Consider the following 13,874-nt stretch of genomic DNA (forward strand, 5'->3'; position numbering starts at 1 on the left):
ATCCGCTGGGTCCGGCGCAGGTCAGGCGACGGGGGCGGGCAGCGCGGCGCGCAGCCGCACCTCCCCTTCGACGATCTCGGCCGAGGGTCGCATCCCGGCCCGGCGCAGCAGCCGCGTGACGCCCACGTCGTCGGGGCGTGCGGCGCCGGTCAGCTCGGTGATGCCGTGCTCGCCCGCGATGTCGGCGATTCGGCGTAGCAGCGCCGTACCGAGCCCGCGGCCCTGCCACGCGTCATCCACGAGGATGCCGGCGCGGCCGCAGCCGGCCTCTTCGGGCCCGGTGCACGTGTCGAGGTTCGCGATGCCGACAGCGCTCCCGCCGTCGGCGGTGAGCGCGAGCACCGCGTGCAGCGACCGCGGGGTGTCGCCGAGCAGCGCGTCGAGCTGGCCGGGGGCGAGCTGCGGCGTGGGGCTCAGAAAGCGGGAGCGGCGCGACTCGGGCGCGCAGCGGGCGTGCAGCGCGGCGACCAGCGGGCCGTCGCCCTGGTCGGCGGTGCGCAGGCGCACCTCGGAGCCGTCGCGAAGCAGCAGGATCCGGTCGGGTGACGGGCGCCGGTCCGGGCGCATCTCGATCTGGGCGGCGAGCTCCAGCAACGCCGCGGCTCGGGACAGCTCGGTTGCGGTGAACGCCCACGCGCGGCCGAGACGGAGTTGCCGCGCACCGATCCGCATGACGTGTTCGTGCCCGCCGGCGTGCTCAGCGGCCGGGTCCACCAGCCGCGCCCGGAGCATGCTCGCCACGGCGCTCGGGGCGCTGCCGGGGTCGGCGACCACCATCCTCGCCAGCGCTAATGCGGTGGTGGCCGTGTCGGAAAGCTCAGTGGCGTCGGCGCGAACGATGAGCGTGCACGGGATGCCGACGCCTTCCACGGCCTCCACCAGCGCCGCCGGGTCGATCGAGTCCGGCACCTTGACCAGCAGCTCGTCGGTGATCGAGCCGTCGTCGGCCGGTTCGCCGACGACGTGCAGGGAGATGATGTTGCATCCGGCGGCCCCCACCGCCGTGGCCAGCTCGCCGAGCCGGCCTGGCCGGTCCTCCAACTCGACGTGCACCCGCCAGAGCACCACGCACTCCACCTCCTCGGGGACGCTTCCAGCGTTCCCCCGGAGTGTTTCCGGCTCGCTACCAGTTCATGACGCCGACGGGTCGGGCCGATATGTTGTGCGCGACATAACCGGCTGCCAGGATGGCGGCATGGCAGATGCGATCTACACGGCGGAGGCGACCTCGACGGGCGGTGGCCGCAACGGTCACGTGCGCTCGAGCGACGGGATCATCGATCAGGATATGAAGCTGCCCACCGAGATGGGCGGCCCCGGCGGCGCCACCAACCCTGAGCAGCTCTTCGCGGCCGGCTACGCCGCGTGCTTCCATGGGGCACTGCGTCTCGCGGCGAAGAAGAAGGACGTGAAGCTCGGCGACACCTCGATCGACGCCGCCGTCAGCCTCACCCCCGACGACACCACGTTCACGATCAGCGTCGTGCTCACGGCGCACCTCCCAGGCCTGGACCAGTCCGAGGCGGACGAGGTCATCGAGCTGGCCCACCAGCTCTGCCCGTACTCGAAGGCCACCCGCGGCAACGTCGACGTCCAGCTGAAGGCGACGGTCTGACCTTCCCGTCCACCCCCGAATGCCAGGACAGCCACGTTCAGGACAACTACCGCCCTGAACGTGGCTTTCCTGGCATCAGGAGGAGGGTGCCAACGCGCGGAGGGCGAAGCCGATCTCCGTCGCCACGTGCCGGATGGTCTGATCCACCACCAGGGAGCCGTGGCCCGCGTCGAACCGGCTCACTTCGTAGTGCACGTCGCCGCGCGCGGCCAGCGCGTCGAGGTAGTTGTCCACCTGCTGGATCGGGCAGCGTGGGTCGTTCTCCCCGGCGAGCACCAGCACCGGCACACGCACCTCGTCGACGTAGGTGAGCGGCGACGAGGAGAGGTACGCGTCGGGCCGCTCCTCCGGCGACCCGCCGAAGAGCGCGCGGTCGAACGCCCGCAGCTGCTCCATCTCGTCGGCATACGCGGTGAGGTAGTCGGCCACCGGGACCCCGGCGAGCCCCGCCGCCCAGCGCTCGGGCTGCGTGCCGACGGCCAGCAGCGCCAGGTAGCCACCCCACGACCAGCCCTCGACCACACAACGGGCCGGGTCGACCAGCCCCTCGGCGACGACGTGGTCGTACACCGCGGCCACGTCCTCCAGCTCGGTCAGCCCCGGCCGGCCCTCGATGGCGTCGCGCCACTTCGAGCCATAGCCCGTCGATCCGCGGTAGTTGACCTCCACCACCACGAACCCCGCATCCACCCACGCGGCGCGCATCGCGCTGAATCGGTCCTCGTCGGCCGCGTGCGGGCCGCCGTGCAGGCTGAAGACCGCGGGCGGCGGGCCGTCGGCGGCCGGGGGCCGGGCGACCAGGGCGTGCACCCGCCCGCCCGGGCCATCGACCCACAGGTCCTCGACCGGCATCGACCCGGGCGCCCGCTCGCCGGGCGGCGTGAGCAGCACGCGGTCGGTGCCGTCGGGGTGCAGCGCGCGCACGGTGGAGGGCTCCGCGGCGGACGAGCACGTGTACTCGACGGTGCCGTCCGGGCGGACCTCCGCCGACCCCACGCACCCCGGCGCCACCGGCAGCTCGGTCAGCTCGCCGGTGTCCAGGTCGTAGCCGTACAGGCGGGTGCGGGCGGCGTAGGTGTGCCAGACCAGCAGGTTGCGCCCGTCGGGGTGGAAGTCGGCCGCGACCTCGCCCGGGAGGTCGAGCGTGAGCTCGCGCTCCTCGTCCGCCAGCACGTCCCAGAGCAGCAGCTCCTCGCGGCCGTGCCGCTCGTGCAGGAGGAGCAGCCTGCCGTCACCGCGGACCGGCGCGAAAACAAGCGGCGTGAGCCCCTTGCCTGCGCCGTCGGACTTCTCCGCCACCACGCCCCCGTCCGCGACCCGCAACACCCGTACCGCGGGGTGGCGGGAGTCGCCGTGCTCGGAGTGGCTGATCGCGAGCAGCGTCTCGTCCTCGGAGAGCGCGCCGACCCCGGCGTCCTCGGCGTGCTGGTAGACAACCTCCGCGGGAAGGTCGCCGCGGTGCAGCCAGATCTTCGTGCCGTCGTCCGTGGAGGTGCCGACCGCCACCGTCTCGCGTCCGATGGCCAGGCCGGCCGGGTAGCCGTCCTCGACGCCCGGCACGGCAGGCTCGGCATCGGCGGCGTAATGCAGGCCGCCGAACGGCTCGCGCACCCAGTGGCCGAACTCGTCGCCGTCGGTGTCGGCGAACCACCAGATCGCCTCGCCGTCCGGGGGGAGCGTGGCCGCGTGGGTGCCGCTGCGCCGGTCGGTGACCTGCCGGTGGGCGTCGGTCGCCCGGTCCCACACGTAGACCTCGGTCGTGCCGCTGGCGTTCGACGTGTAGACGGACCGGTCGGGCGCGTCCCGTGCCCACGCCGGGCGCGACATGCGGGGCGCGGTGAACCGGGCGCGCCACCGCGGCTCACGCTCGTCGGGGAAGAGCGGGTCGGGCACCGGCGCGATCGGGTGGTCGGTCACGATGGGCGATCATGCCCCACCGGCGTCGCGTTGGGAGGACCCATATGGCGATGAGGGCTCGTCCGGCTGCCGTGCTCGTAGCCTGCCTGGTGCTCATCGCCGGCTGTGCGGGTGGGGCCGCCGCCCCGCAGGTCACGGCCGAGGGTGTGCAGCGGATCGAGGTGACCTATGCCGGGGGAGCCGTGACCGATGGGGTGGTCCGGTACGCGGTGCCGCTCGGATCGCCCGTCGAGCTGATGGTCGCGAGCGACGTGGCCGACGAGGTGCACGTGCACGGCTACGACCGGCGCACCTTCGTCACGGCGGGCGCATCCACGACGCTCCGGTTCACGGCCGACCTGCCCGGCGTCTTCGAGGTGGAGCTGGAGCAGCGTGGCATGCCCTTGACGGAGCTGGAGGTCTCGTAGGGTGGAACCGTGGGGGCGCGGTTCGTGCGGACGGTTCTGCTCCTCGCCCTGACCGCTGTGCTCCTCCCCGGCGGCGCGACCCCGGCGGCGGCACACGCCGGAGGGCTGTCCTCGTCCACGAGTCAGGCGGGGGTGCTGGCGCTCGACCCGCCCGTACCGGGCCTCGACGTCCGCGCCGTCGAGTTCGGCGCGCGGCTGCGGCTCACCAACGGCACCGCCGCGCCGGTGGTCGTCACACCTGGGCCGGACGGCGTAGCGCTCCCGACCGTCCCGCCCGGTGGCATCGCCTACTGGTTCGACCCACGGATCGCGGCGGCTGCCGCGGCGGAGCGCCCGGAGGGCGACCGGCTCGGATGGGCCGTCCCGCTCCGGGTCGGCGACGCTGCGGTGACCGTGCGCGGCGAGCAGTACTGGCCGCCGCCTCCGGCGACCGTTGTGTGGACCCTGCTCGCCCTGCTCGCGCTCGCGGTGCCCGCCGTGGCCGGATTGCTCGGTGCGTCTCGTGTCTGGGGCGGGGTCGTGCTCGCTGCCGCGACACTCGTCGTGCTTGCGGCGCATCTCACGCACGTGCTCGGCTCCGCCGGCGTGCCGGAGGACCAGCCGTACGCATTGATGCTGCTCAGCGCGGCCGGCTACGCGATGCTGGGCTGGCCGCTTGGCGCGATCGGAGCCTGGCTCACGCTGCGCGGGCACAGTGCCGGCCCGCTGCTCTGCGTCGCCGCGGGCGGGCTGTTCGCGATCGTCATCGCGCCGGTCGACGCGTTCACGCTGTTCGAGGCCGTGGTCCCGTTCTCATGGGGCGCCGACTTCGATCGCGCGCTCGTGGCGCTGACGCTCGGCGGTGGCCTCGGGGTGGTCGTCGCGGGTGTGGCGGTACTGCGCCGCGGCCCGGTGGCATCGACGCCCGGGCCGGCGGCGTAGGTGCTGCTCGCGCACGGCATCGGCGGAGTCGAGGGCCTGCCGCTCGACGGTGAGCTCGTGCTGCAGACCGGCGGTGTGGTGGTGCTGGTGTCGTTCCTCGCCGTGGCGTTGCTGTGGCGGCGACCGCGGTTCACCGGACCGGTCACCGGGCGCCCTTTGCCCGCCGTGCTCGACGCCCCTGCTGTGCGCACGGCGTTGCAGGCGCTGACGCTCGCGCTGGGGACGGCCGTCGTGGCCCACGGGCTCGCGGGCCCGCAGGATCCGGACGCGAACCCGGCCCCGCGCGCTCTCTACGTCCTGCTGTGGGTGGGGCTCGTTCCAGCGTCGCTGCTGTTCGGGCCGGTGTGGCGGGTGCTCAACCCGCTGCGGTTGCTGCACCGCGCTGCCGCGGCCGTGCTCCGGCGGCCGGTGCAGGGGAGCGCGCCCATGCCCGCGGCGCTCGGGTACTTGCCGGCCGCCGCCGGTCTGCTCGTGTTCGTGTGGCTCGAACTGGTGGCACCGGACCGGGACCGGCCAGCCGTGGTCGCCGGGTTCCTCCTGCTCTACGCCGTGGTGAACACGGGCTGCGCGCTGCGGTTCGGCGAGCGCTGGTTCGCCCGCGGCGACGCGTTCGAGGTGTACTCGACTCTGACGGGTGCTCTGGCCCCGTTCGGCAGGCTCGGGGACGGACGGATCGGGCTCCGCAACCCGTTCCGCGGCCTGGCCGCCGTGCGCGTGGCACCGGGGCTCGTTGCGTTCGTGTCGGTCTGGTGGGGCTCCACGGTCTTCGACGGCCTGAGCGGCTGGACCGGCTGGCGGACACTCGGTGTCCCGCTCGACACGCTCGTGCTCGTGGGCATGGTGCTGGTCGTCGGGGTGCTCTACCGTGCCGCGACGGGTGCGCTCGCCGGACCGCTCGCGAGCACGCTCGTGCCGATCGCCGCCGGGTACACGATCGCCCATTACGCCGTGCTTCTGCTCGTCGAGGGTCCCCGCGGGATCGCCCAGCTCGCGGGGCAGGAGCTGGGCCCAGTCTCGGCCGTGCCCGCACCCGGCCTGGTGGCCGGCATCCAGATCGCGGCGGTGCTCGCCGGACATGTCGTGGCGGTGGTGGCGGCCCACGACCGCAGTGTGGCGCTCCTGCCCGAGCACCGGCGGCTCGCCGACCAGGTGCCGCTCGTGCTGCTGATGGTGGCCTACACGATGGCCGGGCTGTTCCTGCTCGTGATCTCCTGACGCCATGACCGTGCTGCGATCGGTCCTGCTGTTCGCGCTCGCGGCCCTCGCCGAGATCGGCGGGGCGTGGCTCGTCTGGCAGGGCGTGCGAGAACATCGCGGGCTGCTGTGGATCGGGGCCGGGGTGCTCGCGCTCGGGGCGTACGGGTTCGTCGCCACGCTGCAGCCCGACCCTCATTTCGGCCGCATCCTCGCGGCGTACGGTGGCGTCTTCGTCGCCGGATCGCTGGCGTGGGGCGTGGTGGTCGACGGGTACCGCCCGGACCGCTACGACTACATCGGCGCGGCGCTGTGCCTCGTCGGCGTACTCGTGATCATGTACGCGCCGCGGGTCACCAGCTGAGCTCGGCGCAGCCGGTGCGCGCCCCCGGCGGCTCGACCTGCACCGTGAAGTGCGCGAGCTGGTGCTGCTCGGTGAGGAGCCGCTGCGCTGCGGTGAGCACGGCCGCAGGGTCGGACATCGCATCGACCGTCAGGTGCGCCGATCCCACCTCCATGCCAGACGTCAGCGTCCACACGTGGACGTCGTGCACGTCCTGCACACCGTCGAGCGCGGCGAGCCCGGCCCGCACCGCGGCCACGTCGACGTGGGCCGGCGCGGCCTGCACGAGGATGTGCACCGCCTGGCGCCCCAGCGCGAACGTGCGCGGCAGGATGAACAGCCCGATGGCGATCGCGACCAGCGGGTCGGCGTAGCGCCAGCCGAACACCAGCGTGATCGCCCCCGCGAGCAGCACACCCAGGGAGCCGACGGCGTCGGCCACGACCTCGAGGTACGCGCCCCGGAGGTTGATGTTCTCCGCGGCGCCGCGGCGCAGCAACCCGAACACCACGAGGTTCGCGGCGAGGCCGGCCACGGCCGTGAGCATCAGCGGCAGGCCCGGTACGTCGGGGGGATTCGCGAAGCGCTGCACGGCCTCCACCACGACCCACGCTGCCACGCCGAACAGCAGCACGGCGTTGGCGAGTGCGGCGAGCACCTCGGCGCGGTAGAGCCCGAACGTCCGGCGGTCGTTCCTGGCGGACGCCCGCGCCGCCGTGATCGCGGCGAGCGCCATCACGATCCCGAGCACATCGGTGAAGTTGTGCCCGGCATCCGACAGCAGGGCGAGGGAGGAGGTCGCCAGCCCGACGACGACCTGCAGCACGAGCGAGGCGGCGAGGACGCCCAGGGAGATCGCGAGCCGGCGAGAGTGGCGCCCGGAATTGGATGTGTCGCGGCCCGCGTCGATGCCGTGGCCGTGTCCTGCGCCCATGGCGACCAACATATGCGGGTTTATGCATGTGTGCAACACTGATCGCCTCGGTATGGCTCGCCGCTCCGGTGGCCCGCCGTGCGCGTGCTACCCCACTTCCGTCGGGCCGAACGCATCAGGCCTCGCAACGGGCGAGTCAGCCGGGATCCATGGGCTCGTCGGATGCTCTCGGCCCGAGCGGTCCGGACCGAGCCTCCCGGTCGACCCTCTCTGCCAGGGCTCATGGGCGTCATCGCGCTGGCGGGACAACGACGGATCCGCACTCATTTCGGAAACTGTCGGCATCCGTTTTGCGAGATGGCGTGACTCCTCACTGAACTTGATCTGCCGGGAAGGCGGAATTGTTCTAATTCGGAACTAAATCGATCCAGTAAGCTGAATGGCTGAGAAACGTAATGGGATGTTAACGGTACCGCCCGTCCTATCGACGTCCCGCAGCGGGCGCACTCGTGATCTCAGACCATGAACAACCTCTTGGAGGTGTTGATGACCAATGACCGGACATCGCCGCACGGTCGACGGATCGCGGTGCAGACTTTCGGCGAGGAGCGCTTGGAACGCGCGAAGATGGGTTTCGCTCTCCGCCACGTACCGCGCTCGGCCATGGGGACGCTGATCGGCGGGATGGTACGACCGCGATCGGGCGACGTCGTGCTGGCCGTCGTCTCGCGTCTCGGTCAGCACCGCAGGATCGAGCAGCCGAGCGGCCGCCGCGCTGCTTTGCACGTCGGCGATGAGGTCCTGGTGGCCTACGCGGACCGGTACGCCCCGGACCAGTACGAGGCCGAGGTTCCGAACGACCTGCGCAAGACCCAGCTCGTGGCCTCCGGCGGCATCGCCTCGGCCGCACTGAGCCGCAGTCTCGACGTGCGCAACGCCACGGACTTGCTGCCGGTCGGCCTCGTGGGCGACGACCAGGGACGGCCGCTGAACGTGGCGGACTTTGCCATGAAGCCTGTTCGACCACAGCGGGACCGGCCGCTCACGGTCGCCGTGATCGGAACGTCGATGAACTCGGGCAAGACCACGATCATCCACTTCCTCGTGCGCGGGCTGAGCCGGGCCGGCGTGCGGGCCGGCGTCACCAAGGTGACCGGCACCGGCTCGGGCAACGACTACTGGGTCATGATCGACGCGGGTGCACACCTGATGCTCGACTTCACCGACGTCGGGCTCGCCTCGACGTATCGGCAACCGATGCAGCAGGTCGAACGCACCTTCGTCGAACTGCTCGACCACCTCACCGCGTCCGGCACCGACGTCAACTTCGTGGAGATCGCGGACGGCATCTACCAGCGCGAGACGTCCCGGTTGATCGAGGCGGAGGTCTTCCGATCGTCCGTGGACGTGGTCATCTTCGCCGCCGCCGACGCGATGGGCGCCGCCGCCGGCGTCGCTCACCTGCGGGGCCTCGGTCTGAAGGTTGCGGCGGTGAGCGGCCGGATCACGCGGTCCCCCCTCGCGACCCGTGAAGCGGAGCGCGTTCTCGGGCTCCCGGTCCTCGGCATCCCCGAGCTCGTCGACCCGGTGGCCGCAAGCGCGGTCATCGGTCTGCCGCCGGAGCTGCTCGACAAGCAGGCACTCGACGCGGCGACACCGTGGCCGTCGGTGCAACCCGAGTGGGAGGCCGACGGGCCTTTCTCAGACCACGCCGCGATCCTTACGAACGAGGAGGCCATCAGCACGGTGGGGGACCCCCGATGAATCCGCAACCCCGCCAGCTCGATCCCTTCCGGCTGCCGCCCCTCAGGGTGGCCGTTGTGCTCGGGCTCGGGCTCGGACAGGCCGGCACCCTCATTGCGTTCGTCCTCCTCGTAGCGTCGGTCGCGAACTCCCTTGGTTCTCCGGTCATCGGCGCACAGGCCGACGCGGCCTGGCGGGTCACCCTCGTCCAGCTGGGCATCCTCGTGGTGCTGGTGCTGTTGCACGGCTGCCTGCGGGCGTGGGAGTTCTCCGTCTCGGAGAAGATCGGTTACGACATCGTCCAGCGGCTGCGGATGCAGATGTACAGCCACCTCCAGGGTATGACCCCGCGCCAGGTCCAGCACCGCTCGCGCGGCGGTCTGATCCTGCGGATGATCGGCGACCTGTCGATGCTGCGGACCTGGATCAGCCGCGGCCTACTCGGCGGTGCAGTCGCGCTGATCATCCTGATCCCGACCCTGACGGTGCTCACGGTGCTCAACTACCGGATCGGGCTGGTCCTCATCGCGGTGCTGTCGGCGGGAGCGGCCGTGTCCCTCGCCAGCGGGCGGGCCATCCGCCGAGCAACCCGGACGATGCGGCGGCGCCGGTCCCTGCTGATCAGCAACCTCGACGAGCAGGTCAACGCGCTGCCGGTCGTGCAGGTCTTCGGACGAGCCGGTGGGGAGTACACCCGGTTGTCCCGGCAGAACGACTCGCTCACCCGCTCCCTATACCGCGTCGCCGAGCTGCGGGGGCGGCTACGAGGGATCGCCTCGGCGACCGCGCTGCTCGCCGTCGTCGCCGTCCTCGCCATCGGTCTGCTGGAGATCCGGCGCGGCACGGCCACGGTCGGGCTCGTCGTTGCGTCTGTGGTCGTGAGCAGGCTGCTCACCTCCCCGGTGCGCACGCTGGGGCTCGCGCACGACTACTGGCACCGATCGCAGGTATCGCGCCAGAAGGTCCTCGAGTTCCTGCGCAGCTCCAGCCACGGGCTCGATCCCGCACAGCTTAGGCCGCTACGGGTGGGCAAGGGGCGGATCGAGTTCCGGGACGTCCGGGTGGAGGGCGCGCTCGACGGGGTCACGGCGACCGCGGGACCCGGGCAGCTCGTCGCCCTGGCCGGGCCCTCCGGTGCCGGGAAGTCGACCGTCCTCGGACTGCTCGCACGACTCGTCGAGCCGACCGGCGGGGAGGTCCTCGTCGACGGGCAGGTCCTCGCCACGACGACGCCGCGTTCGACCTTCCGGAAGATCGGGATGGTCAGCCCGGATCTGCCGCTCATGCGGGGCACGATCCGGCGCAACGTCACCTATGGCAGACCCGACGTGGACTCCTCCGAGCTGTCCCGCGTGATCTACGCGAGCGGCCTCGACCGCGTGATCAGCGAGCTGCCCGGCGGCATCACCACCTGGGCGGTCGAAGGCGGCCGCAACCTGTCGGCCGGCGAGCGACAGCGCATCGCGCTCGGGCGTGCGCTCCTCGGCAACCCACCCATCCTGCTGCTCGACGAACCTTCGGCCAACCTCGACCCGGCAGGCAAGGAGGATTTCCGGCGGATGGTTGCCCGGCATCGTGGGACCGTCCTGCTGGCGACCAACGACCCGGCGGAGCTGGCGATGGCCGACCAGGTCTGGGTCCTGGACCGGGGCCGGGTCGTCGCGACCCTGACCGGCGGGGAGTACGACGACCGGACGTGGCGCCACTCACAAGGGGAGGTGCCGTGGCCGCAGCTCGCCTCCCGTTGACCACTCGGACGCCCGAGGACGGGCCGCCCATGAGCTACCGGGCCTTCGTGCCGCCCACCGGCCGGTACCAGCCGCCGCTGGTCCTCGTCCATGGCCACGGCCGCGGGGCGAACCGGCAGTTCAGGGCATTCTTACCGACGGCCATCGCGCACGGTATCCCGCTGATCGCGCCGATCTTCGCTCCGGACCGGTTCGAGGGCTACCAATCCCTCGCGGGCGCGGACGGCCCGCTCGCCGCCATGGACGCCCTCGTGGGCGTCCTGGAGGACGCGTCGTGGCACCTCCGTGTGCCGACCGACCGGGTCGACCTGCTCGGATTTTCCGGAGGCGCCCAGTTCGTGCACCGGTTCGCGATGCTGACGCCCTCCCGTGTCCTGCGCGTCGTGGTCGCCTCCGCCGGGTGGTACACCTACCTCGACGAGGACCGCCCCTTCCCTCGTGGCGTGGGTGCGAGCGTGCAGAGCGGTGGCCGTGCTGTCGACGTCGCAGGCTTTCTGGGCATCCCGGTGCACGTGCTCGTCGGGGAACTCGACCTCGATCGCGACCGGAACCTGCGCACGGGCGGCGGGATCGACCGCCGTCAGGGGCCCGACCGGCTCACCCGCGCCCTCCGGTGGATGGACCACCTGGAGGACGAGGCGAGGGCCCGCGACCTGCGCCCGCAAGTGACGTTCGACCTGCTGGCCGATACCGGCCACTCGTTCTCCGAGGCGGTGGAGCGCGGAGGGCTCGTCACGCGTGTCTTCGACTACCTACACACCGCGCAGACGGCGGCCGCGCCCGAGGGCGACCCGTCGCCAGCGGACCCGCCGACATGGCCGACGACGTGACGCGGGACCAGAAGCTGATGGGTGTGTTCGTGGCCCTGGCGGTGCTCGCGGTCAGTGCGGCCGGAGCGGGCGCCGCCCTCGACAGGTCGCAGGTGGACGTGGTGTCGCGTGATGTGCCGGTCGGCCCGGACGGCCGGCTGACCGTGCAGTTCCTTGGAGACACGATGCTCGGCGACGAGGTGCAGAACCTCATCGATCAACGCGGACAGGGCTACGACTGGCCGTTCGACGCGACCCGACCGGCCGTGACCGCTGACTACACGATCGCCAACGCCGAAGGGCCGGTCAGCGAGCACACCGCTCCGTGGAACCCCGCGAAGAAGTATTCCTACACCTCCCGGCCGGAGTCGGCAGGCGCTATCGCGCGCTCGGGCATCGACGCGGTGACCCTCGCGAACAACCATGCCTATGACGCAGGACCGGAGGGCCTGGCGGACACGATGCGACACTTCGACGCGGTGGGGATCCCCTCGATCGGGGCAGGCCCTGACATCGCGCGGGCGGAGCAGCCGCTGCTGCTGCGGACCGCTGCCGGGACGGTCGGCGTCATCTCCATCGGTGAGAGCTTCGGGCACCGGGCCGCCGGGGACCAGGGCGGCACTCTGGTGCTCAGCCCAGAGGCGGTCCTTCGCGGCGCTGCGATGGCCCGGACGGCGGGCGCCGACTGGGTGATCGCCGCTGTGCACTGGGGCGGCAACTACGCCCAGATCGATCCCGCGCAGCGGGAGTTCGCCCGGGTGTTCGCCGATGCGGGGTACGACATGGTGGTCGGCACCGGTCCGCACACCACGCAGCAGATCGAGTTCGTCGGTTCGATGCCTGTGTTCTACAGCATCGGCAACTACGTCTTCGGGACTCCAGGGCGCTGGGCGACCAACAACGCGCGCGGTCTCGGTCTATCCGTGGAGCTCGAGCTGAGCCGCGATCAACCTGCGCGGATCGCAATGCGTTGCCTGGTGACCGACAACATGGTCATCAACTTCCAGCCCCGGCTCTGTTCGGCACCGGAGGCACAGGCGTTCCTCCCGACCTTGAGCGCACATCTGGCCATGGAGGGGGACGTGGCAATCCTGCGCTGCGACGGCTGCTTCGCCAGACGGAACGAAAGCTCAGGTCGATCATGACGCGCGACCAGAAGCTGATCGGTGTGTTCGCAACGCTCTTCGTGCTCACCGCAGGCGTCGTCGGGGCCGAGGTCGTGCGGGAAGCGCCTCTACCGCCGGTGCCGACGATCTTGCGGGACGTGCCGACGGGGCCGGACGGACGCCTCTCGATCCAGCTCTTCGGCGACACCATGCTGGGCGGTGAGTTCCCGCTGCTCATTCAGCAGCGTCAGCAAGGGCCCGACTGGCCCTTCGACGCCGTCCGGTCGCATCTCGCGGGGGCGGACTACGTCATCGCCGCTGCCGAGGCTCCGATCTCGGATCATGTCGAGCCCTGGGATCCGTCGTCCGCCTCCGTCTTCGTCTCCGGGCCGGAGGCGGCGGCCGTGATGGCGCGCGCAGGGGTCGATGCGCTCAGCCTGGCGACCGACCACGCGTTCGACACCGGACCGGTCGGCCTCGCGGACACGATGCGGCACGCGGATATGGCCGGCGTGTCGACCTTCGGTGCCGGTCCCGACCTTCCCCGGGCGGAGCAGCCACTGATGCTGCGCACCGAGTTCGGCACGATCGGGATCGTGGGCATGGGCGAGAGCTTCGGCCACCGAGCTGGGGCGATTTCCCCGGGCACGATGGTCCTGAGCCCGGAGGCCGTGCAGCGCGGCGCCGACCTCGCCCGAGCCGCCGGAGCGGACTGGGTGGTCGCGGTGGTGCATTGGGGTGACAGCTACCAGCCGGTTGCCCCGCGGCAGCGGTACTGGGCCGAGGTCTTCGCCACCGCCGGATACGACCTCGTCGTGGGCAGCGGCCCGCATTACGTGCAGCCGATCGAGGTCATCGGGTCGATGCCGGTGCTGTACAGCGTCGGCAACTTCGTCTACGGGACCAACGGGCGCTACCAGCAGCTAGGGATCCCGGGGTTCGGCCTGTCGGCGGGATTCGAGCTGAGCCGCGACGCGCCGCCGCGGCTGGCGGTCCGGTGCGTCGCGGCCGACAACCGAGCGGTGGAATTCCAGCCGCGGCCGTGCAACCCGGCCGAAACGCTGGCCTTCCTTCCAACGCTCAATGCGGAGCTAGAGGTGCAGGGCGGCCTGGCAGTCCTGCGCTGCGGTACGTGTTTCGCAAAGCCGGACGAGGAATGAGCCCGAGGCGGCAATCTCGTTCGGGCAACCACTCAAG

The 13,874-nt window shown here is 71.6% G+C and carries 13 protein-coding genes; 10 read left to right on the forward strand and 3 right to left on the reverse strand.

The window, feature by feature from the left end; all coding sequences use genetic code 11:
* Positions 1-21: 21 nt before the first annotated feature.
* Positions 22-1,068, reverse strand: coding sequence for a GNAT family N-acetyltransferase (locus ABD143_RS01975; RefSeq protein ID WP_343970309.1), 1,047 nt, complete (start codon positions 1,066-1,068; stop codon positions 22-24).
* Between the two features lie 127 nt (positions 1,069-1,195).
* Here ABD143_RS01975 and ABD143_RS01980 point away from each other — a divergent pair, with 127 nt between their 5' ends.
* A complete protein-coding gene (locus tag ABD143_RS01980) occupies positions 1,196-1,615 on the forward strand; it encodes an organic hydroperoxide resistance protein (RefSeq protein WP_343970311.1) in 420 nt (139 codons plus the stop codon).
* A 75-nt stretch (positions 1,616-1,690) separates the two neighbouring features.
* On the opposite strand, the gene ABD143_RS01985 is transcribed toward ABD143_RS01980, so the two are convergent.
* Complete coding sequence (locus tag ABD143_RS01985; RefSeq protein WP_343970313.1) at positions 1,691-3,532, reverse strand: S9 family peptidase; 1,842 nt, start codon at positions 3,530-3,532, stop codon at positions 1,691-1,693.
* Positions 3,533-3,582: 50 nt separating this feature from the next.
* On the opposite strand from ABD143_RS01985, the gene ABD143_RS01990 reads away from it, so the two are divergent.
* Genes ABD143_RS01990 through ABD143_RS02005 form a run of 4 tightly spaced genes read left to right on the forward strand, consistent with a single transcriptional unit; the run spans position 3,583 to position 6,418 of the window.
* Positions 3,583-3,939, forward strand: coding sequence for a hypothetical protein (locus ABD143_RS01990; protein ID WP_343970315.1), 357 nt, complete (start codon positions 3,583-3,585; stop codon positions 3,937-3,939).
* A gap of 9 nt (positions 3,940-3,948) precedes the next feature.
* Positions 3,949-4,860, forward strand: coding sequence for a hypothetical protein (locus ABD143_RS01995; RefSeq protein ID WP_343970317.1), 912 nt, complete (start codon positions 3,949-3,951; stop codon positions 4,858-4,860).
* Entirely contained in the window at positions 4,861-6,075 is a 1,215-nt protein-coding gene (locus ABD143_RS02000; protein WP_343970319.1) for a hypothetical protein, read from the forward strand. It abuts the gene before it with no gap.
* Positions 6,076-6,079: 4 nt separating this feature from the next.
* Positions 6,080-6,418 carry a YnfA family protein gene (locus ABD143_RS02005; RefSeq protein ID WP_343970320.1) on the forward strand — a complete coding sequence of 113 codons (339 nt, stop codon included), beginning with the start codon at positions 6,080-6,082 and terminating at the stop codon, positions 6,416-6,418.
* On the opposite strand, the gene ABD143_RS02010 is transcribed toward ABD143_RS02005, so the two are convergent.
* A complete protein-coding gene (locus ABD143_RS02010) occupies positions 6,408-7,331 on the reverse strand; it encodes a cation diffusion facilitator family transporter (protein ID WP_343970321.1) in 924 nt (307 codons plus the stop codon). The two genes, ABD143_RS02005 and ABD143_RS02010, sit on opposite strands and share 11 nt — an antisense overlap.
* A gap of 528 nt (positions 7,332-7,859) precedes the next feature.
* Between ABD143_RS02010 and ABD143_RS02015 the strand changes: the two genes are divergently transcribed.
* Genes ABD143_RS02015 through ABD143_RS02035 form a run of 5 tightly spaced genes read left to right on the forward strand, consistent with a single transcriptional unit; the run spans position 7,860 to position 13,837 of the window.
* Positions 7,860-9,035, forward strand: a complete 1,176-nt coding sequence (locus ABD143_RS02015) for a P-loop NTPase family protein (protein ID WP_343970324.1) — start codon at positions 7,860-7,862, stop codon at positions 9,033-9,035.
* Positions 9,032-10,762, forward strand: coding sequence for an ABC transporter ATP-binding protein (locus tag ABD143_RS02020; RefSeq protein WP_343970327.1), 1,731 nt, complete (start codon positions 9,032-9,034; stop codon positions 10,760-10,762). The genes ABD143_RS02015 and ABD143_RS02020 overlap by 4 nt, the downstream gene beginning before the upstream one ends.
* A gap of 29 nt (positions 10,763-10,791) precedes the next feature.
* The gene (locus ABD143_RS02025) at positions 10,792-11,592 is read left to right on the forward strand and encodes an alpha/beta fold hydrolase (protein ID WP_343970329.1); all 801 of its coding nucleotides are present in this window, start codon (positions 10,792-10,794) and stop codon (positions 11,590-11,592) included.
* Entirely contained in the window at positions 11,577-12,716 is a 1,140-nt protein-coding gene (locus ABD143_RS02030; RefSeq protein ID WP_343970332.1) for a CapA family protein, read from the forward strand. The genes ABD143_RS02025 and ABD143_RS02030 overlap by 16 nt, the downstream gene beginning before the upstream one ends.
* Positions 12,713-13,837, forward strand: a complete 1,125-nt coding sequence (locus ABD143_RS02035) for a CapA family protein (protein WP_343970334.1) — start codon at positions 12,713-12,715, stop codon at positions 13,835-13,837. Before ABD143_RS02030 ends, ABD143_RS02035 begins: the two co-directional genes overlap by 4 nt.
* The last annotated feature ends 37 nt before the right edge of the window (positions 13,838-13,874 follow it).

This window comes from Pseudonocardia aurantiaca (genome assembly GCF_039526725.1).
Lineage (GTDB): Bacteria > Actinomycetota > Actinomycetes > Mycobacteriales > Pseudonocardiaceae > Pseudonocardia > Pseudonocardia aurantiaca.